General features: G+C 43.9%; 22 protein-coding genes and 1 other RNA gene. 7 read left to right on the forward strand and 16 right to left on the reverse strand.

All coding sequences use genetic code 11. The features are described 5' to 3' along the window. Window positions 1-28 precede the first annotated feature (28 nt). The 5 genes from HY960_02175 to uvrA all read left to right on the forward strand — a co-directional run bounded on the left by HY960_02175 (window position 29) and on the right by uvrA (window position 6,769). Window positions 29-937 (forward strand): isoaspartyl peptidase/L-asparaginase, encoded by a 909-nt coding sequence (locus tag HY960_02175; GenBank protein MBI5214539.1) that lies wholly within the window; start codon window positions 29-31, stop codon window positions 935-937. Then, complete coding sequence (locus HY960_02180) at window positions 934-2,268, forward strand: class I SAM-dependent methyltransferase (protein MBI5214540.1); 1,335 nt, start codon at window positions 934-936, stop codon at window positions 2,266-2,268. The genes HY960_02175 and HY960_02180 overlap by 4 nt, the downstream gene beginning before the upstream one ends. 69 nt (window positions 2,269-2,337) lie before the next feature. Continuing rightward, entirely contained in the window at window positions 2,338-2,844 is a 507-nt protein-coding gene (locus HY960_02185) for a tetratricopeptide repeat protein (GenBank protein ID MBI5214541.1), read from the forward strand. Window positions 2,845-2,906: 62 nt separating this feature from the next. Further along, window positions 2,907-3,749: a DUF58 domain-containing protein gene (locus HY960_02190; GenBank protein ID MBI5214542.1), complete on the forward strand. Its 843-nt coding sequence runs from the start codon at window positions 2,907-2,909 to the stop codon at window positions 3,747-3,749. A gap of 146 nt (window positions 3,750-3,895) precedes the next feature. Then, a complete protein-coding gene (gene uvrA, locus HY960_02195; GenBank protein MBI5214543.1) occupies window positions 3,896-6,769 on the forward strand; it encodes an excinuclease ABC subunit UvrA in 2,874 nt (957 codons plus the stop codon). A 92-nt stretch (window positions 6,770-6,861) separates the two neighbouring features. Here the strand turns inward: uvrA and HY960_02200 are convergent, their stop codons facing one another. The 12 genes from HY960_02200 to HY960_02255 all read right to left on the reverse strand — a co-directional run bounded on the left by HY960_02200 (window position 6,862) and on the right by HY960_02255 (window position 18,037). Beyond that, complete coding sequence (locus tag HY960_02200; protein ID MBI5214544.1) at window positions 6,862-7,491, reverse strand: DNA-3-methyladenine glycosylase; 630 nt, start codon at window positions 7,489-7,491, stop codon at window positions 6,862-6,864. 3 nt (window positions 7,492-7,494) lie between these two features. Further along, the gene (locus tag HY960_02205) at window positions 7,495-9,144 is read right to left on the reverse strand and encodes an acetaldehyde dehydrogenase (acetylating) (GenBank protein ID MBI5214545.1); all 1,650 of its coding nucleotides are present in this window, start codon (window positions 9,142-9,144) and stop codon (window positions 7,495-7,497) included. 34 nt (window positions 9,145-9,178) lie between these two features. After that, window positions 9,179-9,601, reverse strand: coding sequence for a DNA-binding protein (locus HY960_02210; protein ID MBI5214546.1), 423 nt, complete (start codon window positions 9,599-9,601; stop codon window positions 9,179-9,181). A 10-nt stretch (window positions 9,602-9,611) separates the two neighbouring features. Beyond that, window positions 9,612-10,664, reverse strand: coding sequence for a Holliday junction branch migration DNA helicase RuvB (gene ruvB, locus HY960_02215; GenBank protein ID MBI5214547.1), 1,053 nt, complete (start codon window positions 10,662-10,664; stop codon window positions 9,612-9,614). A gap of 216 nt (window positions 10,665-10,880) precedes the next feature. After that, window positions 10,881-11,480 carry a Holliday junction branch migration protein RuvA gene (gene ruvA / locus HY960_02220; protein MBI5214548.1) on the reverse strand — a complete coding sequence of 200 codons (600 nt, stop codon included), beginning with the start codon at window positions 11,478-11,480 and terminating at the stop codon, window positions 10,881-10,883. Further along, window positions 11,477-12,034, reverse strand: coding sequence for a crossover junction endodeoxyribonuclease RuvC (ruvC, locus tag HY960_02225; protein ID MBI5214549.1), 558 nt, complete (start codon window positions 12,032-12,034; stop codon window positions 11,477-11,479). The genes ruvA and ruvC overlap by 4 nt, the downstream gene beginning before the upstream one ends. Before the next feature lie 140 nt (window positions 12,035-12,174). Further along, the gene (locus tag HY960_02230) at window positions 12,175-12,924 is read right to left on the reverse strand and encodes a YebC/PmpR family DNA-binding transcriptional regulator (protein ID MBI5214550.1); all 750 of its coding nucleotides are present in this window, start codon (window positions 12,922-12,924) and stop codon (window positions 12,175-12,177) included. Between the two features lie 2 nt (window positions 12,925-12,926). Beyond that, window positions 12,927-14,669, reverse strand: a complete 1,743-nt coding sequence (recJ, locus tag HY960_02235) for a single-stranded-DNA-specific exonuclease RecJ (protein MBI5214551.1) — start codon at window positions 14,667-14,669, stop codon at window positions 12,927-12,929. Between the two features lie 95 nt (window positions 14,670-14,764). After that, an RNA gene (gene rnpB / locus HY960_02240) (RNase P RNA component class A) lies at window positions 14,765-15,189 on the reverse strand. A 120-nt stretch (window positions 15,190-15,309) separates the two neighbouring features. Further along, window positions 15,310-16,041: a hypothetical protein gene (locus tag HY960_02245; GenBank protein MBI5214552.1), complete on the reverse strand. Its 732-nt coding sequence runs from the start codon at window positions 16,039-16,041 to the stop codon at window positions 15,310-15,312. An 11-nt stretch (window positions 16,042-16,052) separates the two neighbouring features. Beyond that, window positions 16,053-17,165, reverse strand: a complete 1,113-nt coding sequence (locus HY960_02250) for a Nif3-like dinuclear metal center hexameric protein (GenBank protein ID MBI5214553.1) — start codon at window positions 17,163-17,165, stop codon at window positions 16,053-16,055. 209 nt (window positions 17,166-17,374) lie between these two features. Continuing rightward, complete coding sequence (locus HY960_02255) at window positions 17,375-18,037, reverse strand: response regulator (GenBank protein ID MBI5214554.1); 663 nt, start codon at window positions 18,035-18,037, stop codon at window positions 17,375-17,377. A gap of 244 nt (window positions 18,038-18,281) precedes the next feature. On the opposite strand from HY960_02255, the gene HY960_02260 reads away from it, so the two are divergent. Both HY960_02260 and HY960_02265 read left to right on the forward strand, forming a co-directional pair. Then, window positions 18,282-18,971, forward strand: a complete 690-nt coding sequence (locus tag HY960_02260) for a biotin--[acetyl-CoA-carboxylase] ligase (GenBank protein ID MBI5214555.1) — start codon at window positions 18,282-18,284, stop codon at window positions 18,969-18,971. Next, a complete protein-coding gene (locus HY960_02265; GenBank protein MBI5214556.1) occupies window positions 18,968-19,744 on the forward strand; it encodes a type III pantothenate kinase in 777 nt (258 codons plus the stop codon). Before HY960_02260 ends, HY960_02265 begins: the two co-directional genes overlap by 4 nt. Here HY960_02265 and HY960_02270 read toward each other — a convergent pair whose 3' ends face one another. The 4 genes from HY960_02270 to HY960_02285 all read right to left on the reverse strand — a co-directional run bounded on the left by HY960_02270 (window position 19,745) and on the right by HY960_02285 (window position 24,152). After that, complete coding sequence (locus HY960_02270; protein MBI5214557.1) at window positions 19,745-20,470, reverse strand: response regulator transcription factor; 726 nt, start codon at window positions 20,468-20,470, stop codon at window positions 19,745-19,747. It lies immediately after the preceding gene. A gap of 114 nt (window positions 20,471-20,584) precedes the next feature. Further along, window positions 20,585-22,081: an NADH-quinone oxidoreductase subunit N gene (locus HY960_02275; GenBank protein MBI5214558.1), complete on the reverse strand. Its 1,497-nt coding sequence runs from the start codon at window positions 22,079-22,081 to the stop codon at window positions 20,585-20,587. Between the two features lie 35 nt (window positions 22,082-22,116). Beyond that, a complete protein-coding gene (locus HY960_02280) occupies window positions 22,117-23,700 on the reverse strand; it encodes an NADH-quinone oxidoreductase subunit M (protein ID MBI5214559.1) in 1,584 nt (527 codons plus the stop codon). A gap of 53 nt (window positions 23,701-23,753) precedes the next feature. Further along, window positions 23,754-24,152: a retroviral-like aspartic protease gene (locus tag HY960_02285; protein ID MBI5214560.1), complete on the reverse strand. Its 399-nt coding sequence runs from the start codon at window positions 24,150-24,152 to the stop codon at window positions 23,754-23,756.

Below are 24,152 nucleotides of genomic sequence, written 5' to 3' on the forward strand. Positions count from 1 at the left end.
GAGCAATTTTTGAAGATTTAGAACGAATATGATTTCTCTGATTATCCACGGTGGTGCATGGGACATTCCTCATGATTTGTTAGATGCACATAAACTCGGTGTTCAAGAAGCCCTTTCCCTTGGCTGGCAAATGCTTACGAAAGGAAGCAGCGCGGTTGATACCGTCGAACAAGTGGTAAAGAGTCTCGAAGACAACGGAACGTTTGATGCGGGACTCGGTTCTCATTTAAATGCTGATGGTTTGATTGAACTCGATGCAAGTATCATGAACGGGAAGACACTAAGGTGCGGTGCGGTTGCCGCAGTCAGACACATCCGTAATCCGATTTCCCTCTCAAGAAAAATAATGGATGAAAGCGAACATATCCTTCTTGCCGGAAGCGGGGCAGAAGATTTTGCACTCGAACATGGAATGAATTTGTGTTCCTACAAAGAGATGGTTTCGCCGCGCGAACTGAACAAATGGAAAGCCTTTCAATCGGGCGGACACTTCAGCACAAAAGACGCATTCAAGAAGACACAGGCGGCAAGCGATACAGTCGGAGCGGTTGCAATGGATAACGATGGAAATATTTGTGTCGGAACTTCTACAGGGGGAACATTCAATAAACATCCGGGACGAGTCGGTGACTCTCCGCTCATCGGTTGCGGAACGTATGCGGATAACGACATCGGCGGTGTCTCGACAACCGGTTGGGGCGAAGCGATGATTAAAATTGTCATGGCAAAAACGGTGATTGACATGCTCGAACAAAATGGCGGCGATGTTTCCGATGCCGCAACACGAGGAATTGATTTGCTGAAACGAAAAGTTGACGGCTACGGCGGAGTCATCGTGATGAATAAGCGCGGAGAAGTCGGTGTTGCATACAACACGCCGCGCATGGCCCGCGGCTATATGACGGAACAAATGACCGAACCAATCATCACCGTATGAAACTTGCTTCCATCGTCGGACATATTTTAGAAGTCTGTGCACTTGCCGAAGCGAGTTCAAAACCTGTTGACCAAATTGTCTGGATTTTTTTCAAAGAACGGCATTACTTGGGAGCGCGTGACCGGTTCAGAATCCGTGCGTCTGTCTTCGGGATGCAACGGGATTGGCGGTATGTACATTTTCTGAGTCAATCGTTTTTTCAGAATCACTCCGGCGAGATTGTTCACCCATCAAATCATTTCAAGTATTTACCTTCGTATGTTGCTCATGCCCGAATCGTCTTCGAACATCCTGCGGACGACATGCTTATCGGACTTGAAGAACTTTGGCGAACGCATTATCCTTCTATTGATTTAGCATCGTACATCAAATTGTTGGAAGAACATGCAAACGATGTTTTGAATATTCCCGACCAGGTTGAACGATTGGCAACACACTACTCGTTTCCTGATTGGATGGTGAAACGATTTCTCGAACAGTACGGTAATGAAACCGAAGTACTGTTGCAAGGATTGAATAAAAGCGCTCGTGCAACATTGCGCGTCAATCTTCTCAAAGTTTCGCGGGAAGAATGTCAACAACAATTACTTGATGAAACGATTGAAAGTTCTCCAACCCACTTCTCCCCTGTCGGATTGATTACGACGAAACGATTTAATCGTCAGGCTTCCCCCGCATTCAAGCAAGGTTTGTTTGAGTTTCAGGATGAAGGAAGTCAACTCATTTCTTTGCTCGCTGATGCAAAACCCGGGCAATTTGTAATTGATGCGTGTGCAGGCGGCGGCGGAAAAACGATGCACATGGTTGAGATGATGAACGATAGCGGTGAACTCATCGCGATTGATATTGATGCAAAACGACTTGAAGGATTGGAAGTCAGGAAAACTCGTTCACATATTCGTAGCATTAAGTTGCTCACGGTTGATGCTATCAATAAAAACGAATTAACGAACAAAGCCGACCTCGTTCTTGTTGACGCACCGTGCAGCGGTGTCGGGCGCATACGTCGAAGCCCTGACATCAAGCGACATCTTACTGAAGCAATGGTGGATTCATATCCACAGAAGCAAAAAGAAATTCTGTTAAGCAATGCTGACTTTGTAAAACAAAACGGACGCTTGGTGTATGCTACATGTTCATTATTCAAAACAGAAAATGAAGATGTTGTGAACACATTTCTTGAAGAGCGAAAAGATTTTCGGCTCGTTTCCCCGACAGAGCAATTGCAACAACTCGGCATCGAACCAAGTAACGATGATTTTGTCAGATTACTTCCCCATCGTTACCCGACCGACGGATTTTTTATTGCAGTGATGGAACGAAACACCTGAGTGTTTGGTTGTTAGTTCGTCGCTTTGTAATTTTAACCGATTTATAATCAAACACATTGAATATACTCTATGAAACAAAACCTTTTCTTTCTTTTTTCATTCATTGTTCTTTGGGGATGTTCACCTTCACCTGAAGCAACGTACAAAGAAGCCCGCACCGCAGAGGAACAGAAGAACTTCCCGCTCGCACTTGAACGGTACGAACAAATCGTGAACGATAATACTGAAACCGCGTATGCTGAAAGTTCTCAGTATCGCATTGCGTTGATTTATAACAACGAGTTACGGGAAATTGAAAAAGCCGCTCGCGCCTACCGGAAATTCTCAACGCTTTTTCCGAACAGCAAAGACGCTCCGACCTGCATGTTCCTCGCTGCCTTCATCTACAATAATGACATGAAGAAACCGGACAGTGCAAAAGCAATCTATGAAGAATTCATGCAGAAGTTTCCGACTCACGAACTTTATACGTCTGCAAAGTTTGAACTCCAAACGATGGGAAAAGACCCGGGCGAATTTCTTCACAGCGACACGACAACTCAGGTCGCGCAATCGGAAGAATCGAAAACAAAGTGACCGACACAAAGCAATCATATCGAAAATATTTACAGCCGGAAGTTGTCGCAAAACTTTCCAACATGGAACTTGTTGCGCGGCTCGTGGTCGAGGGATTCATCACGGGCTTGCATAAAAGTCCGTATCACGGTTTCAGCGTCGAGTTCGCCGAGCATCGTCAGTACATGCCGGGGGATGAAATCAAACATATTGATTGGAAAATATTCGGACGGACTGACCGCTACTATATCAAACAGTTTGAGGAAGAGACGAATCTCAAAGCATATTTGATTCTTGATTCAAGTCGTTCGATGGCGTTCAAGTCGGAAGGCAACATGACGAAATTGGAATATGCGTCGTTCACAACTGCCGCGCTTGCTCAGTTGATGGTACAGCAACGAGATGCAGTCGGGTTAACCGTGTATGATGAAAAAGTGCAAACGCACATGCCGCCGCACGCGACGAAATCATATCTGAAACAAATCCTGAAACAATTGGAATTGATTCAACCAAGCAACAAAACGAGTACGGCAGAATCGTTACACATAGTTGCAGAGCGAATCAAGCGGCGCGGGCTGGTAATTATTCTCAGTGATTTGTTTGATGAGCCAAGCCAGGTGATGAGCGCGCTCAAACATTTCCGGCACAAGAAAAACGAAGTCATCGTCATGCAGGTGCTTGACCCGTTGGAGCGAAGTTTCGCGTTCGGTCGCGATGCAGTCTTCAAAGATTTGGAAACGAACGAAGAACTGACAACGCAACCCTGGCACATTCAAAAAGCCTATCAGGAATCAATGAAAAATTTTCTTGAGACCTATAAGCGTGAGTGCCGTGAACACAACATTGACTATGTTCTGCTCGATACTTCGATGCCGTTTGATACTGCGTTGTTTTTATACCTGAACAAGCGAATGAAACTTGGATAGTTCTCGTTCAATGAATTGCATCCATGATGTAGAGGGATTTACACAAAAACCGGTTGCACTTATTTCCCGTTTCGTAATCTCTCGTTTGAATTGAGTGTGAAGAATTAAATTTCTTCCACTCAATTTATCTTTCTATCTTCCTACCCATGCAACAAAACAATCTCATCGTCAAAGGCGCACGCGTCCACAATCTTAAAAATATTGATGTGGAGATGCCGCGTGAAAAACTCGTCGTTATTACCGGCTTATCCGGTTCGGGCAAATCGAGTTTGGCGTTTGATACAATTTATGCAGAAGGACAACGCCGCTACATGGAAACAATGTCGGCGTACGCGCGGCAATTCCTCGGTGGACTCGAACGACCCGATGTTGATTACATCGAAGGATTGAGTCCGTCCATTTCGATTGAACAGAAATCTATTTCTCACAATCCCCGCTCAACTGTCGGAACGGTGACAGAGATTTATGATTATCTCCGATTGTTGTTCGCTCGTGTCGGAACGCAGTTTTGTTACAATTGCAATCAACCGGTGCAAAAACAATCAGTTGACCAAATTATTGATTCTGTCATGGCGATGAAATCGGGGACGAAGTTGCAAATACTCGCTCCCGTTGTTCGCGGAAGAAAAGGTCATTACAGGGAATTGTTTGAGGAGATTCTGAAAGATGGCTACCTGCGTGTTAGGGTTGATGGGGAAACGAAGGAAATCTCCGAAGGAATGCAAGTTCAGCGTTACAAAATCCATAACATCGAAGTTGTTGTTGATAGAATTGTTCTGGAGAAAGATTTACGTTCACGGGTTGCAGAGTCAATCGAAACCGCACTCGAACTTGGAGAAGGTTCCGTCATCGTGCATGACGGAAAGGATGAACAATTATATAGTAAACTTCTCGCTTGTGTTCGATGTGGCATTAGTTACGAAGAACTCGCACCGAATTCTTTCTCGTTCAATTCACCGTACGGCGCTTGTCCCGATTGTAATGGCTTAGGTGAAAAACGGGAATTCGATATTAACCTGATTATTCCCGACTATTCACTCACGATTGCTGAAGGTGGAATCGAACCGCTCGGAAAACCGAGAGAGACATGGTTGTGGAGTCAACTTCGTGCCGTAGCAAAGCGGTTTAAGTTTGATTTCAACACACCCATCAAAAAGTTACCAAAGAAAATTCATGACATCATTTTGTATGGCTCCGGTGATGAGAAGTTGGAAATCCTTTATACTTCATCAACCGGAAGAACGGTAACATACCGCCATCGGTACAACGGTTTGCTTGCGGGACTTGAACGATATGTTGAAGAAGCAAGCACCACTACAATTCGTGAGTGGGTAGAATCATTCATGAGCAGAATTGCGTGTCCGGTTTGCAACGGTGCCCGGTTGAAAAAAGAACGATTGGCTGTGAAGTTGATTGATGCAAAGACTCATCAATCGGTGAATGTTCACCAAATAGTTACTAAATCAATTCAGAGAGCCAACAAGTTCTTCAAGGAATTGAAACTCACCGAGCGACAAATGGAAATCGCTCATCAAATCATTTATGAAATACAAACACGATTACAATTTTTACTGAATGTCGGATTGGATTATTTGACGCTTGACCGTTCTGCCCGAACGCTTTCGGGAGGAGAGTCGCAGCGCATCCGGCTTGCAACTCAAATCGGCTCGCAATTGGTCGGCGTGTTGTACATTCTTGATGAACCAAGTATCGGACTTCATCAGCGTGATAATATCAAGCTAATAAATTCGCTCAAACAACTTCGCGATTTGGGAAACTCCGTCATCGTTGTCGAACATGACAAAGAGATGATTGAAAGCGCGGACTTCGTTATTGATTTGGGACCGGGTGCAGGAGAACATGGTGGATTATTAGTTGCCTCAGGGGACCAAAAACAATTCAAAAGCCAAAAATCAAAATTAAAAAAGAATGGAGATGGAAAAGATAATCTCTCATTAACGGCTCATTATTTATTCGGGAAAAAGAAAATTGAAATCCCTGCTACTCGAAGAAAAGGGAATGGAAAATATCTTCAACTCAAACAATGTTCAGGAAATAATCTTAAATCTGTTGATGTGAATTTTCCGTTGGGGACATTCATTTGCATTACCGGCGTAAGCGGTTCGGGAAAGTCATCGCTAATTACTGAAACGTTGTACAACATCCTTTCAAGAAAGTTTTACAAATCGAAGAATGTGCCGTTGCCATATTCTTCAATTGATGGCATCAAACACATTGATAAAGTGATTGACATAGACCAGTCTCCGATTGGAAGAACGCCTCGTTCCAATCCTGCAACCTACACCGGATTGTTCACGCTTATCCGGGATTTGTACGCACAACTTCCTGAAGCAAAGATTCGCGGCTACAAAGTCGGACGGTTCAGCTTCAACGTAAAAGGCGGACGGTGTGAAGAATGTGAAGGCGATGGTCTGAGAAAAATCGAAATGAATTTTTTGCCTGATGTCTATGTGTTGTGTGAAGTCTGCAAAGGAAGGCGGTACAATCGGGAAACGCTTGAGGTGTTGTACAAAGGTAAATCAATTTCTGATGTGCTTGAAATGACCGTAACAGAAGCATTGGAATTTTTCAGTGAGATTCCGCGCATCAAACGAAAGCTGGAAACGTTGCACGATGTCGGTCTTGGTTACATTCGTCTCGGTCAGCAAGCAACCACAATTTCCGGTGGTGAAGCACAACGTGTGAAACTTTCAACCGAACTTTCGAAACTTGCAACCGGAAATACACTCTATATTCTTGATGAACCGACAACCGGCTTGCACTTTGAAGACATCCGGATGTTACTTGCAGTATTAAATAAGTTAGTTGATAAAGGGAACACGGTCATCGTCATTGAACATAATCTCGATGTCATAAAAACTGCTGATTGGGTAATTGATTTGGGACCGGAGGGCGGTGATGCGGGAGGAAGAATTGTTGCAGTAGGAACGCCGGAAGAGATTGCCGGATGCAAAGAATCCTATACAGGGTTTTATCTCAAGAAAGCATTGAAACTTTGAAACAAATTGGTAATCGTCATTCCTGCGCCAGCAGGAATCCAATCACTATTTGCTAATTGGTTTCCGCATTAAATGCGGAATGACAAATTGTGTTACTTTTTTGAAACCCAAGGATCATCTTGCAAAAAAAATCTCCACAATTTATCTTTGCCGTTGGTGATTCCGATTCGCGAGGAAATTCTGACTTGTGAATTGTGGATGCTTTCCCCTTCGGTGATATAAATCTCGTTTCCTGATAAGTCTACTCCATTTTCTTTTCTGCCTAAAGAAAATGCCTGACAAATTTTTGCCGGACCGTTCGTTAGATTAAATCCGGTCAATCCGCGATTCTTTTCCATGATTTTAATTCCTTGAAGCGGTTCAATACCGCGAATGAGAACTGCCGCGCCGATTCCTTCTTGTTCAGTAACAACGTTCGCACAGAAGTGCATTCCGTACGTGAAATAAACGTAGAGATGTCCGCCCTTCAAAAACATCACCTCATTTCGTTTTGTCTGACCACGATATGAATGACTTGCAACATCGTCAGGAAGATACGCTTCAACCTCTACAATTTTTCCGACAAGTTTTCCTTCCGGTAAAACACGAACGAAATATTTACCGAGTAAATCCTTTGCTACAGTTAGTGTTGGTCGAAGATAAAATGAACGTGACAGTTTTGTAGGGCGAAATTTATTTCGTCCACCGTGTCGAACTGAAGTTCGACCTACAAGCGATGCCAACAATTATCTCTTTGAAAATTCTTTGATAATCCGGTCAACATCTTCCTCCGAAATTCCACTGCCAAGTGTTCCACCTGATTGTGTCGTTGCGGTTACTACAGGTTGAGGTTTCGGTTGTTCTTTCTTCGCAGGAAGATTTCCTGCTTTCAATCGAATGCGTTCCTCAATCTCTTCCATCCAAGATTTGGATGAAGCATGAATTGGTGAAGAAACAACGGATTGAGGTTTTACAGTCGGTTTTGATTCTTTTTCTGTTTGAATCGGTTGAGTTTCTTTGTATTCAGTCGTGGCTGATGAATTGAGTGAGCGAGTTTCGAACGCCAAACGTTTGATGTTAATAAGATGCTTCGCAGAAACATTTTCCGAAATAATAGAGCCGCCGAATGTCCCGGGACCAAGCGTCATTGAGGGAAGCAACTCGTTCGTATAACCAACCGCTCCAAGCGCGCCGACCGTATTGACGAGAATTCTGTTCGCCGGTTTTTCCAACGCAAACTTCATGATGATGTCTTCGTCCATAGAGTGAATCACCATCGTGTGTCCCATTCCGCCGAACTCAAGCAACTCGATACACCGCTCGCATCCTTCGCGCCAGTTATCAACAGTGTAGAATGAAAGTACGGGTGAAAGTTTCTCACGCGAAAGCGGATATTCTCTTCCAACACCGATTTGTTCTGCAATCAGAACTTGTGTATCAGCAGGAACGGAGATACCCGCATTGTGTGCAATGTATGTTGCTGGTTTTCCAACCATCGCCGGGTTGATTGCTCCACGCGGGTCAAACATTGTGCGTGCTAATTTTTCTTTCTCATCACCTTCCACAAAATAGCATTTGTGTCGTTTGAATTCATCAATCACAAGTTGCTTGATGGAAGAATCAACAATCACCGATGCCTCTGTCGAACAAAGAACACCAAGGTCAAACACTTTTCCTGTAACAATATCCGCTACTGCTTTTTTGATGTTTGCCGACTTCTCAATGTACGCCGGAACGTTTCCCGCGCCCACGCCATACGCCGGCTTGCCTGCACTGTATGCCTGCTTCACCATGTCGTTGCTTCCCGTCGCAAGAATGACAGAAACGAGTTTGTGTTTCATCAGCGCTTGTGTTGCTTCAAGAGTCGGAGTAGGGAGACACGCCATCAATCCTTGCGGCGCGCCTGCGGCAACTGCTGCCTGTGCAATAACATTCATCGCTTCGAGCGTACACTTCGTGGCTTTCGGGTGTGGACTTGCAACAATCGCATTCCGTCCTTTAACCGAAATGATTGCTTTGAACATCACGGTTGATGTCGGGTTGGTCGAAGGAATTAGCGCGGCGACAACACCCATCGGTTCTGCAACTTCGATGATGCGCTTTTCCTTATCTTCACGAATGACACCGACAGTTTTCAAATCTTTGATGGATTCCCAAACGCGCCGCGTGCCGAATTCGTTTTTCTTTTTCTTGTCTTCCGGTTTCCCGAAACCGGTTTCTTCATGCGCAAGTCTGCCGAGTCGTTCCGCCGCTTCGAAGCCGGCATCAACCATTGCTTTCACGATTCGGTCAACACGGGTTTGGTCGTACGCACGAAATTCGATTTGCGCCTGCTTTGCTTTTTGCACAAGTTCGCGCATTTCTTGGATGGATTGGAGGTCTTTATCTAACGGCATAATTTTTCCATTTCTAAACAATCTACTAAAGTTTTCATGACTTCCATAAATACAACCCCGTCCCCTCATCAAACCCGCGTACCAATTCTTCTCCTTCAAACTCATCAATCGTTACTTCGCAGGCAAAGAGTTTTGTACCGGGAAGCAGATGTCCACCGAATACCTTTCCTTCTGCATCGCCGAGAAGAATGTGAACATGTACAAATGGTTTTCCATCACGGAGACTGACATTTCCGTTGAGACTGAGGATTTCCATTCCACCGGAGAATTCAAGCGGGTTATATTTCTTCGTGTGTTGGTCGTAGTAAGCAACAACAGCGTGAGTCGTTGCACCAATGCCGGAGATTCGACCGAGTCTGATACTTTCTCGCTGTACAATTTCAGTCAGGCTTTCATATAAGTCGGAGCCGTTGGGAAGTTGAAACTTGAGTGTTCTTATGGCTTTGTAATTGGTCATTTGTCAGTCGTCATTTGGAGAATAATTGTTCTTGGATCGAGGAAACGGTTTTCTTTGAGAGACTAAAATGTTTATACGCCATCTCCGTCACTTCCCTCCCTCTCGGTGTTCGTGTTAAAAATCCTTCCTGTATTAAATACGGCTCGTACACTTCTTCTATCGTTCCCGGTTCTTCACCGACTGCGACGGAGAGTGTGTTCAATCCAACCGGTCCGCCCTGATATTTTTCAATCATGGTGATTAAAATTCGTTTGTCCATATCGTCTAAACCATGGTCGTCAACTTCAAGTTTTTGCAGAGCATAGTCGGCAACTTCTTTTGTGATGACACCGTTGAAGTGAGCTAGTTTCACTTCGACCTGTGCAAAATCGCGGCAACGTTTCAACAGACGATTTGCAATACGCGGCGTACCACGCGAACGTCTCGAAATTTCTGATGAACCTTCCTTTTCAATCTTTACGTTAAGAATATTTGCAGAGCGTTTGATAATCGTCGCAAGTTCTTCTGCCGGATAATAATCCAAGCGATTCGTCACCCCAAAACGGGAACGGAGTGGCGCGGTGAGCAAGCCCGCGCGTGTTGTTGCCCCGACAAGCGTAAATCGAGGGAGATTAAGTTGTACGCTTCTCGCATTCGGTCCGCTATCTATCACAATGTCAATCTTAAAATCCTCCATCGCCGAGTAAAGATATTCTTCAACAAGCGGATTGAGGCGATGGATTTCATCAATGAATAATACATCGCCCTGACTGAGGTTGGTGAGAATGCCTGCAAGGTTATATGGTTTATCAAGCGCGGGACCGGATGTAACTTTGACATTCACACCCATTTCGTTTGCGATGATGTACGAAAGCGTTGTCTTTCCAAGCCCCGGTGGACCTGTAAGCAGAACGTGGTCAAGACTTTCACCTCGCTTCTTTGCCGCAGCGATAAATATTTTGAGATTGTCAACAACCTTTCCCTGTCCGACAAAATCGGAGAATTGAATCGGACGAAGTTTCTGGTCAAACTCTACTTCGTTTTCTAATAGTTCGGGAGTTGTATGGTCGGATTTTCTTTTCATTTGCGTCAAATGTAAAGAGATTCAGGGTGATAAGCAATCAATCCCTTTTGTTGACTGTTGAAGGTTGGCGGTTGACGGTTCGAGGTTACCGGTTAGTGGTTCGAGGTTGCAGGTTACTGGTTACTGGTTTACATTCGCCTAAGGCGTATTGGGTGTTTCAAGGATTCAGATATAGTCATTCACTAATCACTCATTAACGAATCACTAACTAACTAATTAACCCGCAGTGCGAAGTGCGTGCTTGATTATTTCTTCTACTGAAAGATGTTGTTCGTGGAGTTCTTTCATTACCAGTGCAACAGATTTTTCGGCATTTGATTTTTGAAAGCCGAGCGACATCAGCGCATTCACGGCTTCATTCCGAATGTGTAATTGTCTCCCTGAAGGAATGACTGTCGAACTTGGCGCGGCTGATTTTGAAAGTTTGTCCCGTAATTCAATGACTATGCGTTCCGCTGTTTTTTTTCCCACACCGGAGATTGAAGTGAGTGAAGTGATGTTGCCATCAGTGATTGCAGAGCGGAGTTCCGAAGTGGACATTCCCGAAAGAATTCCTTGCGCCATCTTCGGTCCGATGCCGCTCACCGACATCAACAATCGAAAGAAATCACGTTCATCTTCTGTGGCAAATCCGTACAATTGCATGATGTCTTCACGGACATGCAGGTACGTTAACATTTCTACGGGCGAATTGTTCTCCGGAAGTTGTTCGAATGTTGAGAGAGGAATCAGAGCATGATAACCGACGCCGTTTACATCAACAATAATTTCCGTGGGTGACTTTGATGCAAGTATTCCTTTGAGAAATGCAATCATCGTTTTCTCATCTGCTGTGGTTGTGAAATTTTATCAGGGTGTTCAGTCAGGAATGATTTCCAACTTGTATATTTTTGTGTCGGTTGGAGAGAACGTTGGAGATGACACATCGCCACAGCAAGAGCATCAGTGGTATCGAACCCCTTGGGGAGTTTTTTCAAATTCAGGATTGATGTAATCATATAATGAACTTGCTGTTTTGATGCGTTACCATGCCCGACAAGCGCTTTCTTAATTTCTCTCGGAGAATATTCATGTGTCGGAATATCTCGTTCTACTGCGGCAAGCATGATGACGCCACGCGCATGCCCGAGTTTCAACGCCGATTGTGCATTCTTTCCATAAAACGCTGTCTCGATTGCGACGATATCCGGTTCAAAGTCATCCATCACTTCTGAAAGAGTTTCAAAAATTCGTTTGAGACGTTGCGGCATCGGGTCGGTACTGTCATTTTTTATCGCGTCGCACTTGATTACTTTTGTTGTACCTCTTGATATTTCAATCACTCCATACCCTGTTGTCAGTGTGCCGGGGTCAACACCGAGAATTGTCATGGTTTTGTTAAATGGTGATTAGTTAATTAGTGAGTGGTGAGTGGTAACTTGTAAATAGTTGCAGTGTGTGTACTTCTTCATAGTAGAAAGTTGATATTGTCTCGTCATGTTACAATCTCAAATCACTATTCACCAATTAACTATTCACTAAGCGATGCCATCAGTTTTTCATCCATGTCAAAGTTAGCATAGACGTGTTGAACATCATCGTGGTCTTCAAGTGCATCCATAAGTTTGAGGACTTGTTCTGCCTCTTTTCCTTCCACCCTCACAGAGTTTTCAGGAATCAATTGCACTTCCCCTTCCTCAATTTTAATTCCTTTTGATTCAAGCGTTGAGCGTACTGTTTCAAATTGTTCCGGCGCTGTAACAATTTCATACGTCTCTTCATCCGTTCGCATGTCGTCGGCGCCTGCTTCGAGGATGATTCCAAGTAATTCGTCTTCGTTATATGTGGTTCGACCAACCCGAATAATTCCTTTTTTGTGAAACATCCACCCCACTGCGTTCGCCGCGGCAAGTTTGCCATGATTCTTTTCAAGGATATGACGAAGGTCTGAGACAGTTCTGTTTTTATTGTCCGTAACCGATTCAATAATTAGCGCTACACCGCCCGGACCGTATCCTTCGTACACACACTCTTCGTACGATTGTCCCGGAAGTTCTCCTGTGCCGCGCTGAATGGCGCGCTTGATATTTTCCTGCGGCATATTCATACTCTGCGCTTTTTCAATCGCCATTCTCAACCGCGGGTTGCCGGTTGGATTTCCGCCGCCATCACGTGCGGCAATGGTGATTTCTTTGATGAAGCGTGTGAACATTTTTCCCCGCTTCGCATCGTTCGCTCCCTTTTTTCGCTTTATCTTTGCCCATTTATTGTGACCCGACATTTTCAACTCACTTCATGGTTGATTTTCAAATCTTTTATTTTTAATTGAGGAAATGTTTCGACCATTGTTGAATCGGAACCGGGAATAACTTTCTCATATTCATCTACGGAGAAAACGATATCCAATCCGCTTCCGTTTCTCTTCACACTCTCCATCTTTGAACCTAAACCGAATCCGATTGTATCGAACACATGCTTGTCCTGTTTCACACGGAAACGAAGATGTTCATTCCCGACAATCCTTGGTTCACCAGCCAAATTTACTTTGGAAGTATGAAAAATCGGTCTCATGTTTCCGGGTCCGAACGGAGCAAACTCTTTCAGTATTTTCAGGAAGCGTGGTGTAATATCTGTCAAAGCAATATTTGAATCAATCCTGATTTCCGGTGTACGGATTTCTTCCGGGAGTAACTCATTCACCGCTTCAGTAAATGCTTTACGGAATTCATCCACACGGTCGAGAGCAACAATCAAACCGGCGGCATATTTATGTCCGCCGAACTGAACAAGTTTATCTTCAACCTTCTTCAATGCCCGGTAAATATCGAACCCGACAATACTCCGAGCAGAACCTTTTGCAAAACCGTCAACAGTTGTCAACATAATAGTCGGACGATAATATTTTTCGACAAGTCGCGAAGCAACAATTCCGATAACTCCCGGATGCCATTCATTATGATGCAACACAATTACCGGGTCTTGATTTACATTATGAATTTGTTCGGCAAGAGTTTGCGCCTGCAGAAATGTGTCTTCATCCAACTTGCGGCGATTTCTGTTTTCTTCTTCCAACACGCGTGCAATTTGAATTGCCTCGGCGGCATTTGTTGAAGTGAGTAGATTCACAGCACGGGTTGCATCCCCCATTCTTCCTACCGCATTGATTCGCGGCGCGAGGACAAACACAATCTGCCCTGTATTGATTTTTCCAAGTTGTGTTCCTGAAGATTCTATCAGCGCCCGTATTCCGATTCTCGGGTTTTCATTCAGTTGTGTTAACCCGATTTTTGTCAGGATTCTGTTTTCACCGACCAACGGAACAATATCTGCGGCAGTTGCCAACGTAACAAAATCAAGATAGGAAAATGCAGCGTTCTCATTACCGCGCCGTTTGCAGATTGCCTGAATGACTTTGAACGCAACGCCTGCGCCGCACAAATGTTTGAACGGATATTGACAACTCGGCTTCAGAGGGTCTAGGACAGCCACTGCGTTGGGAATTTGTTCAATCGGTTCATGATGGTCGCATATAATTACTTCGATTCCGAGCGAACCGGCATATTCAACTTGCTGTATTGCGGTAATGCCGCAATCAACGGCAATCATAAGCGTCACCGATTGCTGTGCGGCTTTATCAATTCCCAATTTTGAAATGCCATATCCTTCGACAATTCTATCAGGAATATGATACGTCGTTTCAAGTCCGAGTTCACGAAGAAACAATGTCATCATCGAAGCGGCATTTGTTCCGTCAACGTCATAGTCTCCGAACACTAAAACTCGTTCTTTCTTCTCTACCGCTTTCAGTATTCTTTGAACAGCGGCTTCCATTCCATCCATTAAGAACGGGTCGTGGAGGTCTTCTATTTTCGGACGGAAAAATTCCCGTGCTTGCGCATAACTCGTTATGCCTCTGTTCATCAAAACAGAAGCAAGCGATTCAGGAATATTAATTTCCCTCGTTAGTTGTTCGATGATAGACGCATCTCCTGATGAGTGTAACCACCGGTATTCTTTTTTAATCATTCAGTTTTTTTCCTTGCCCTGTTCGGGCGTTTTCACATTCATTAGTATTAATTCAATCTGCTTTTCATCAACGACAAAAAGTAGATGAGATAAATTATTGCTTGCAATCTGTAAGCCGAATTCTGTTTCCCGATACCTGCAAAACAAGTATCGGGACTGCAATCATTTCTCTTGTCCCGATTTCACAATCGGGATCTAGCAACCTACCCGCCGCATGGTCCCGATTTCTCAGGAACTGAAACAGGCAATTCAAACATGCGACTTATTTGGTTTTGCTCCAAGTAGGGTTTGTCGCTCCAGACATTACTGCCGGGAAGGTGAGCTCTTACCTCGCCTTTTCACCCTTATCCCGTCGTGTTCCAAGAACATGACGGGACGGTATATTTTCTGTGACACTTTCCGTTACCCCGAACTTGCATTCGGGATACCCTTCTGTTAGGAGGTACTTTACCTTGTGGAGTTCGGACTTTCCTCCCCGCTCCGCCTTGTAGCGGGACGGGACGATTGCACGATTGCAAGCATAATTATTGTTCGTAGTAACTTCTTTTCAAAAAACGTTCTCTCGTCTCTACAATTTTATTTATTCAAAACGACTTCATGTTGAAACACCGAGCGTTGCATGAACGGTTTGTTGTTCTCCTCAGGCTAACAATGTACTTTTTTCTACAACATCATCAGAAACGATGATTCGCCCACAGTGTTCACACATGTAGATATAATTATTGTTGCGCAGTTCTAATATCTTCTGGGGAGGAACACGGTTAAAACATCCGCCACATGCGCTTCGTTTGATTGCAACAACTGCAGTTCCTTTCTTCGCTTTTTTGATTCGTTCGTATTTGTCAAAATCTTCTTTCTTAATTTTGGAAAGAACTTTTTCGCGTTCATGGATAAGCCGGGTTTCCTCAATTTCATGTTCTTTGTTCACTTCGGCTAATTCCGCCTGTTTCTCGCTCAACTCGGCAGAAGTAATTTCGATTTCTTTGCCAAGGATTTCCATATCCGCTTGTGAAACCTGTATTTTCCCTTCGAAGGATTCCAAATTGCTCTTTGCTTGTTCGATTTGCGATTCCATCGTTTCAATTTCTCTCGACAACGCATCGTACTGTTTATTGGATTTTACCTGAAGTTGTTGTTGTTTATATTTTTCAATTTTTTCCGTGCAACTTATTAATTCGACATCGGTATTGTCCCGTTCGATTTTCAGTTGTATCACAAGTTCCGTTAACTCTTTCAGTTTTTTCGATGAACCATCTAACGTGCCTTGCAATTCTGCTACGATGCGAGGAAGGTCACCTTTCAGTTCATGAATTTCCTGCAACTGAGAATCAACTTGTTGTAAAGCAAATAAGTGTGTTAATCGTGTTTCCAACGTATTTCTCCTTAGGAATTATAATAATTGACCGGGTTGACGTTCGTCTTTGATATCGTCACCGGTAGTTGTTCGTTTCGTGTAAAACTTTTTTCTTTCAAATAAGCGGCAAGCGATTCTAATATCGGAGCCTCGGTTTCGTAATGTCCCGCATCAATCAAAGCAATCCGTTCTTCTGCTTCCTGAAATGTATGATACTTCACATCTGCGGTTACATACGCATCGGCGCCGGCGGCAATTGCACTAGAGACGAGTTGCGAACCGCTTCCACCGCATACGGCAACCCGCCGTATTATTGATTGTAAGTTTCCTGAATATCGTAATGCAGGAACATCTAATTCTTTCTGAACATGTTGCAGAAACTTTTCCAGCCTGAAAGGAACCTTTACATCTCCAATCGCGCCTGTTCCAAAATATCGTGTCTCATTTTCAAGTGCATGAACATCATACGCGACTTCCTCATACGGATGCGTTGCTTTCATAGCCCGTATCACCGATGCCACGTTCCAAGAATACGCTACCATTTCTACACGTAGTTCTTCAACACGTTCAGTTTTCCCCGTAGAACCGATAAACGGCTTCGACCCGTCAAGCCCTCGAAATGTTCCTGTCCCCTGTATCTGAAAAGAACAAGAATCATAATTTCCAATAGCGCCGGCGCCAGCATCCGACATCGCCCGAAAAACAGGCTCAACATGAGTTGCCGGAACGAACACCGTTATTTTTTTCAACACATCGTTCTGTGGAACTAATACCCTGATGTTTTCCAGTCCCAGTCGTTTCGCAAGCGCAATGCTTACACCGTTACTTGTAAAATCTAAATTTGTATGAACGGAAATGAGTGCAATATCTGCTTTCGCCAGCATCAGAACCAATTTTGAAGTTCGGTGTTCCGGTGTCAGGGATGTAAGGGGAGTAAAAATTAGCGGGTGATGACTGATAATAAGATTTGCCTGTTTCTTCTTCGCCTCGGCAATTACTTTTTCTGTGACATCGAGTGTAAGAAGAATTTTCTTCACTTCCTGTTTCGGAGAACCAACTTGCAAGCCTACATTATCCCCTTGCCAGCATAATTCTTTTGGCGCCCGATGTTCAAGTATTTGGTGGATTTCGCGTACTGTCATGCCCTGTAGATAGAAAAAAAATGTCCCGAAATTATCGGGACGTACTTTAAAACCTTACTATTCACCCACTTCACCTTTAATCGTTTTTCGGACACCAACCATGAGAACGATGAAGTGAGTTGATATTTTCATACAGGCAAAATATAGAGAATCTTCAATAGATATGCAAAAGAACAAGGCATTGATGTACCGCAGGAAAAGAATACCGTTTACGGATTTTCGACTACATGACCTTCGATATTTACATCGCGCAACACCTTTAACCGTACTTCTAATTGTTGTACTTTCGCATTGAGTTTATCAATTAACGGTTGATTCATTTCCGGAAATTTTTGACGCTGTAAACTTGCCGTACTCATTTTTATGATTGCTAACGGATTATTAAACTCATGACACATAGTCACCACAAGTTCACGAATCGCCTCTGCTTTCTTTAATGCAAGAAAATTCTGGTTTTCAATCTCTTCCCGTTGGCGTTTGATTTCCGCGCTTTCTAATACTTTCAAGATTGTTTTCGGAAGAGAAATCCCCATAGCAGAATCTTTGAGAAGATAATCTACTGCGCCGTATTTAAATGCTTCGACTGCCGTTCGATAATCCCTGCTTGACGTCAGAAAAATAATCGGTACGGTGATATTCTCTTCCCTGAACCGTTTGAGAATATCAATGCCGGTATTTTCACCCAGTAAATAATCCATCAACACTAAATTGATGTTCGGATTCGCCTTCAACGTATTGAGGGCAGACTCTCCGTTACTTTCCGAAAGCACTTCGAACTGTTGCGCGTTGTACGACTCAAGCAAGTGTTTGATTAACACTCGAAAACTGCTGTCATCATCAACGACAAGGGCTGTTATTTTTCTTTCTTCCATTTCTTACTTTACGTGCCTAAGTATAGTGTAATTCTGGAAAAGTTGCAAGAGAAATCTGGAAAAAAATTGTGAAAAGTAACATTATTCACCATGCTTCAAATTTCTCATTTGATATCCTCGATTTTCCTGAAACTCAGTTGTCTTTCTCATTTTTCTTCTTTAATTTGACGCAAATTAATATCTACGATACAGACACTTGAACAATATTATTTTTCTCAATACAGTCGATTCAACGAACACGTATTTGAAATCCGTTATCAATGATGTGAACGAAGGAACAATTGTTCTCGCCGAAGAACAAACCGCCGGCAGGGGAAGATTCTCCCGCTCGTGGATTTCTCAAAAATACATGAACCTGACCTTCTCCCTCCTCTTGAAACCCAACTACGGCGCGGAGAAATTCGGTTTGCTTTCGCTTCTTTCAGGAATAGCGGTTGTCAGAGCAAGTAAATCGGTGACGGGATTGACGACAACCTGCAAGTGGCCCAACGATGTTCTCCTTGACGGGAAAAAAGTGTGCGGCATCCTTTCTGAACTTGTGAAAGACTCGAATGGAACATCGTGTGTGATTGTCGGAATCGGCATCAATGTCAATCAAACGGAATTCCCGGAAGAACTGCAAACAACGGCTACATCGTTATCGCTTCATACGCACACAACAATTGACCGGCTTCATCTGCTTTCTGTCCTGTTTGAAGAATTGAAGAAAGGATATGAACAGTTTCAATCCGGAAATTATTCTGCCATCATACAGGATTGGAAAAAGAATAGCACAATGCTCGGACAACATATTTCCGTTCAACAAAACAACTCGACACTCACAGGCATTGCAACTGATATTGCTGATGATGGCGCGTTGGTCATTCGGACTGACAGTGGGTTGATGAAAGTTTATGCGGGAGATGTAACAATTTCAAAGAAAGGTACACCATGATTTTTGTGCTGGATATTGGTAACTCGACCATCAAGTATGCGTTGTTCTCCGCTAAGGTACTGGTGCATAAAATGGTTTTTGACACTTCACGGATAATTTCTAAACCAGAGGTAAATAATTCGATAACAGAATTCATTGATACGTGTGCAACGAACAATGTTACCATTGATGGGATTGCAATTGCTTCTGTCATCCCAAGTCTCACCAAACTCATTGTACCTCTTCTGACCAAAACATTCCGAACGCAACCGCTCGTCATTACACCAACCCTCAATGTCGGCGTGATTATTAAGTATAACAATCCTGCTCTTTTAGGCGCAGATAGATTTTGTAATATCGTAGCCGCTATGGTAAAGTATAAACAAAAAACAATCGTCATTGATTGGGGAACTGCAACAAAATTCGAACTTGTGTCAACGACACAGGGATATCTCGGCGGAATAATTGCACCGGGGCTCGCCATGATGGCAGAAGGATTAAGCGAGAAAACCGCCCTTCTCCCGCTAATTAGATTAGAAAAGCCCCGCTCACTGTTGGGAAATGATACTGAAAGTTGTATGCAATCGGGAGTTGTCTTAGGAATGGTTGGGTTGAGCGTAGAACTTGCAAGACGCATTCGTATGGAATATTTAACGGTAAATAATATTATTACCACCGGCGGGTATGCCCCGTTGTTGACTCCTCTCTTTAACAAACATATCACCGCGATTCACGATCCGAATCTTGCGTTGGAAGGCGCTCGAATTATTTTTGAGCGGGTTCATTCACGGTAATTATTCCTCCTTCACCATAAACCCTTCGCCGCGGATTGTGTAGATAATTCTCTTCGGATATCCTTTGTCGAGAATTTTCCGGAGATGCTTGATGTACGCGTCGATGATGTTTGATTCGGGAACAAAATCGTATCCCCACACATGTTTGGAAATATCAATGCGCGACATGACATGATTTTTATTCCGCATTAAATATTCCAGCAGAAGAAATTCTTTTTCGGTAAGACGAATATTTTTGTTTGCTCTCCGCGCAATACGTGTAAATGTATCAAGTTCAACATCCGCCACGCGGAGAATCGGTGAGAGGTCAATTTTATGACGGCGCAGCAACGCTTCAACCCGCGCATGAAGTTCAACAAACGCAAACGGCTTCATCATGAAATCATCGGCGCCTGCATGTAACGCCTCTACTCTATCTTCCACCATACTTTTTGAAGATAATACAAGAAGCATACAATCAATTTTGTGACGGCGTAAATCCCGGATAATTGCCAAACCATCTTTTTTTGGTAACAAAATTCCAAGGATAACAATCGGATATTTTCTCGTGAGAGCGAGTTGGTATCCTTCTTCCCCGTCTTTTGAAACATCAACAGAAAAACCGTGGGCGCTGAGACGACGCGCAATCGAATCAAGAAGATGTGAATCTTCCTGCACGACCAACACTTTCGTGCTGTGCGTGTGGTGCGAATGTTTTTCTGCTGGAGGTGGATTTCGTTTCGGCATTGTTAACTATTCGGGTTTTGACCCGCGCCAAAACTAAAAAATTTTTCTTAGAAGGTCAAGGAAAAAAAGGAAGATTTTTCTCTTTTTTTCTTCGATGTGATTTGAGATAAACTCTTAGTGTATGCCAAACATCTTCACAGATGCCTGTGCCACTTCAACCAACGGAGTAAAGTAAATTCCCAATAAAACTGTCGGAATGAGCAAAATCATCAACATCGCAATCTGGAACGGGGAAAAATTGATAGGTTCTTTCGAGCCGGTGGATTCCCGGAGGAACATATTCCGCAGTACTTTTACATAGTAATAAAGCGAAACAACACTGTTGAGAACGCCAACGATGGCAAGCCAGAACCATTTTGCATTGACAAGCGCGGCAAAGAGATATAACTTGCCAATGAATCCCGCTGTCGGCGGAATACCGGTTAATGAGAGAAGAAAAATTGTCAGCGCAATGCCAATCAATGGAGTGCGATGACCGAGACCTTTGTAATCGTTCATGTCCTCGCTCCCGATTTTATCGGCAACGAGCATGATGGCATAAAAGGCTCCGAGGTTCATGAAGAGATAGATGACAAAGTAAATCATGATGGATGCGATGCCGTCACTGCTCATCACGACAACACCCATAAGCATATAGCCTGCGTGCGCGATGCTTGAGTATGCAAGAAGTCGTTTAAGATTTGTCTGCCAGAGTGCAACAAGATTTCCGAGCGTCATCGTCAGCACGGAAAGAATTGCGACGAGTTTGTACCAATCAAATCCTTGCAATGCCTGCCATGTTCCGAGCGTAATGCTTCCGGTTGTTGCATCAAGGAATGCAACGGTGAAAAAGCGAATCATCATTGCAAAGCCCGCGGCTTTGGAAGCGACGGAAAGAAATGCAGTAATTGTAATCGGCGCGCCTTCGTACACATCTGGCGTCCAGAAGTGAAACGGTACTGCGGAAATTTTGTAACCGAATCCGGCAAGCGTGAGAATTCCCGCAACGAAGAGAGCAACACTGCTCACTGTTCCGCCTTGCAATGCCTGATTAATTCCATACACATCAAGTGAACCGGTCAATCCGTAAATCATCGAGATACCATACAACATCATCCCGGAAGAGAACGCACCATAAATGACATACTTGAGTGATGCTTCACTTGAATCATCCGCTTCTTTGGTAAAGCCGGAAAGAATATACGAACTGAGGCTTGTCAGTTCCAGTGCGAGATACATCATGATGAGATTGCTCGAACTCGCCATCAAAAACATTCCGAGCGTCATCGCAATCAACAAAGCATAGTATTCGCCAAGTCCACGTTTCGATTTCAGAAGTTCGCCCGATTGGAACGAAAAGAGTGTGATGAATAAACTGCTTCCGAGAATGATGAACTTGAAAAATGCGGCAAATCCATCGAGAGCGTACATGTTATGGAAGGTCGATGCCTCGCCCAAACAGGATTGTTTCACCAAGAACAACGCAGTGATTGCAAGTCCGCAAAATGAAAATCCTCCGACGAGCGTTCCTTTTTTATCAAACAGAGTAACAAGCAACGCAACGCAGAACGTAACAGTGAGAGCAGTTTCCGCCTGAAATAATTTCGCGCTTTCGATAATTTGCTGAAGCATGTATCAATTAAAAATTCAAAATGAAAAATTAAAAATTATTGTCCGAGCATTGTCATGGTCGCTCCTCTATTGATAACATCAACGAGAGCGTTCACTGACGTGGACATTAAGTTTATCATCGGAGCAGGATAGATACCAAGGAAGATGACGATGATTGCAAGCGGAATCAACGTGAATAATTCGCGCCCGTTAATATCGGGAAGCGTTTTCCATTTTTCCGGTATCGAACCGAGGAACAAGCGTTGTAATGTCCAGAGCATATACGCCGCGGTGAGAACAATTCCGACGGTCGAGATGATGGTAATCGTTCTGATTGATTCAGATTGAAATGCGCCGAGGAACGCAAATGCTTCGCTGATGAATCCGCTCAATCCAGGAAGTCCAAGTGCGGCAAAGAATGCAATCACCATTATACCGGAGTATTTTGGCATCTGATTCATCAAGCCGCCGAACTCATTCAAGCCGCGTGTATGCGCACGGTCGTAGAGAACGCCAACAATCAAGAAGAGCATCGCGGTAATCGTTCCGTGATTAAACATTTGCATCACTCCGCCAATAACGCCTTGCGTATTCAACGCCGCCATGCCGAGAATAACAATTCCCATGTGACTGATACTTGAATAGGCAATCAATTTTTTGAAATCTTCCTGCGCCATTGCGCAGAGCGCTCCATACACAATGTTAATGAATCCGAGAATCGCCAACGGTATTTGGAAGTATAATGCAGCGTCAGGAAAAATCGGGAAACTGATTCGAAGAATTCCGTACGTTCCCATCTTCAACAATACGCCTGCAAGAATAACACTGATAGCAGTCGGCGCTTCGACGTGCGCATCGGGCAACCAAGTATGGAACGGGAAAATGGGGACTTTGATTGCAAAACCGATGAACAACGCTACATAGGCGAGATACCGCGCAAACGTTCCAGCGCCTGCAAGAATTGAACCCGGTTCGAAATTGGCAGGATTCATCATTGCGAGCATGTTAAAGGTGTGAATCTTTTCGCCGGTTGCAGGGTCAATCATAGTGACACTGAAGAAGAGCGCCAACATTGCGAGCAACATCAACACGCTACCGAATAATGTATAAAGGAAAAACTTTATCGCCGCATATTCCCTCCTCGGTCCGCCCCAGACACCAATGAGGAAGTACATCGGGAGAAGCATGATTTCCCAGAAAATGTAGAAGAGAAAGAAATCGAGCGACACAAACACGCCCATCATTCCTGTATCGAGGAGAAGCAAGAGCGCCATGTACCCTTTCACCGATTTTTCTATTCCCCACGAGGCAAACACAGCGACGAATGAAATGAGCGCCGTGAGTATCACCATCAACACGCTAATGCCATCAATGCCGAGAAAATAATCAATGCTTACCCGACCAAACCATGAAACAGATTGAATGTCTATCCAATTTGCTTTCTCGACAAATTGAAATCCTTCCGGCGTATTGACACCCGCCATGCTTCGATTGAACGTCATGTAGATAACGACGGCAAGAAGCACTTGCAATCCCGCGGCGAACGCGGCTGTCCAACGCATTGCATTTTTCTGTTCCTTCGGGAGAAGCAAGATGATAATCATGCCGACGACCGGCAAGAATGTTATCCAAGAAAGAATTCCTAAACCAAGTATTTGCATGTTGACTTATTTCCTGTTTGAATCAAAAATCATTAACGAATACGCAGTGCCATCTTCAAAGCATTTTTTTGAATCAGCACTTTTCTATCTTTTAAGAGTAAATGTACATCATAAATTTGCATGAAATCATGCCCGACAAGCACATCGTAATCGGGGTCAAGTGTTTCATCCGGAACTACGTAACAGAGGTGCGGGACCCAAAGATTGAGTAACTTGAACTCAACCTCAATCATATCGGTGGCTATAAAACTTCCGTTCCCGAAACCAAAAAACGCTCGCGGATGAGACAGTTCGCGTGTTCCGACGAGATGCGACGCTATCGAATGTTTGACAAATGTCCGCGAAGAACCGGTATCGAAATAGCATCGAACATTTTTCGGTTTCTCCTCAGGATGAGAACGAATTTGATATTTGATGATGATATCGCCCAT

It is taken from the genome of Ignavibacteriota bacterium, assembly GCA_016212665.1.
Lineage (GTDB): Bacteria > Bacteroidota > Ignavibacteria > UBA10030 > SZUA-254 > FW602-bin19.

What these genes read in the sequence shown, in the direction of transcription:
- HY960_02265 (MBI5214556.1), top strand. Translation starts at nt 18,968, where the DNA reads ATGATTTTTGTGCTGGATATTGGTAACTCGACCATCAAGTATGCGTTG.
- HY960_02175 (MBI5214539.1), top strand. Translation starts at nt 29, where the DNA reads ATGATTTCTCTGATTATCCACGGTGGTGCATGGGACATTCCTCATGAT.
- HY960_02270 (MBI5214557.1), bottom strand. Translation starts at nt 20,470, where the DNA reads ATGCCGAAACGAAATCCACCTCCAGCAGAAAAACATTCGCACCACACG.
- HY960_02185 (MBI5214541.1), top strand. Translation starts at nt 2,338, where the DNA reads ATGAAACAAAACCTTTTCTTTCTTTTTTCATTCATTGTTCTTTGGGGA.
- HY960_02210 (MBI5214546.1), bottom strand. Translation starts at nt 9,601, where the DNA reads ATGACCAATTACAAAGCCATAAGAACACTCAAGTTTCAACTTCCCAAC.
- recJ (MBI5214551.1), bottom strand. Translation starts at nt 14,669, where the DNA reads ATGATTAAAAAAGAATACCGGTGGTTACACTCATCAGGAGATGCGTCT.
- HY960_02180 (MBI5214540.1), top strand. Translation starts at nt 934, where the DNA reads ATGAAACTTGCTTCCATCGTCGGACATATTTTAGAAGTCTGTGCACTT.
- HY960_02285 (MBI5214560.1), bottom strand. Translation starts at nt 24,152, where the DNA reads ATGGGCGATATCATCATCAAATATCAAATTCGTTCTCATCCTGAGGAG.
- ruvA (MBI5214548.1), bottom strand. Translation starts at nt 11,480, where the DNA reads ATGATTGCATTTCTCAAAGGAATACTTGCATCAAAGTCACCCACGGAA.
- ruvB (MBI5214547.1), bottom strand. Translation starts at nt 10,664, where the DNA reads ATGAAAAGAAAATCCGACCATACAACTCCCGAACTATTAGAAAACGAA.
- HY960_02250 (MBI5214553.1), bottom strand. Translation starts at nt 17,165, where the DNA reads ATGACAGTACGCGAAATCCACCAAATACTTGAACATCGGGCGCCAAAA.
- ruvC (MBI5214549.1), bottom strand. Translation starts at nt 12,034, where the DNA reads ATGACAATTCTCGGTGTTGACCCCGGCACACTGACAACAGGGTATGGA.
- uvrA (MBI5214543.1), top strand. Translation starts at nt 3,896, where the DNA reads ATGCAACAAAACAATCTCATCGTCAAAGGCGCACGCGTCCACAATCTT.
- HY960_02255 (MBI5214554.1), bottom strand. Translation starts at nt 18,037, where the DNA reads ATGGAAGAAAGAAAAATAACAGCCCTTGTCGTTGATGATGACAGCAGT.
- HY960_02230 (MBI5214550.1), bottom strand. Translation starts at nt 12,924, where the DNA reads ATGTCGGGTCACAATAAATGGGCAAAGATAAAGCGAAAAAAGGGAGCG.
- HY960_02205 (MBI5214545.1), bottom strand. Translation starts at nt 9,144, where the DNA reads ATGCCGTTAGATAAAGACCTCCAATCCATCCAAGAAATGCGCGAACTT.
- HY960_02275 (MBI5214558.1), bottom strand. Translation starts at nt 22,081, where the DNA reads ATGCTTCAGCAAATTATCGAAAGCGCGAAATTATTTCAGGCGGAAACT.
- HY960_02190 (MBI5214542.1), top strand. Translation starts at nt 2,907, where the DNA reads ATGGAACTTGTTGCGCGGCTCGTGGTCGAGGGATTCATCACGGGCTTG.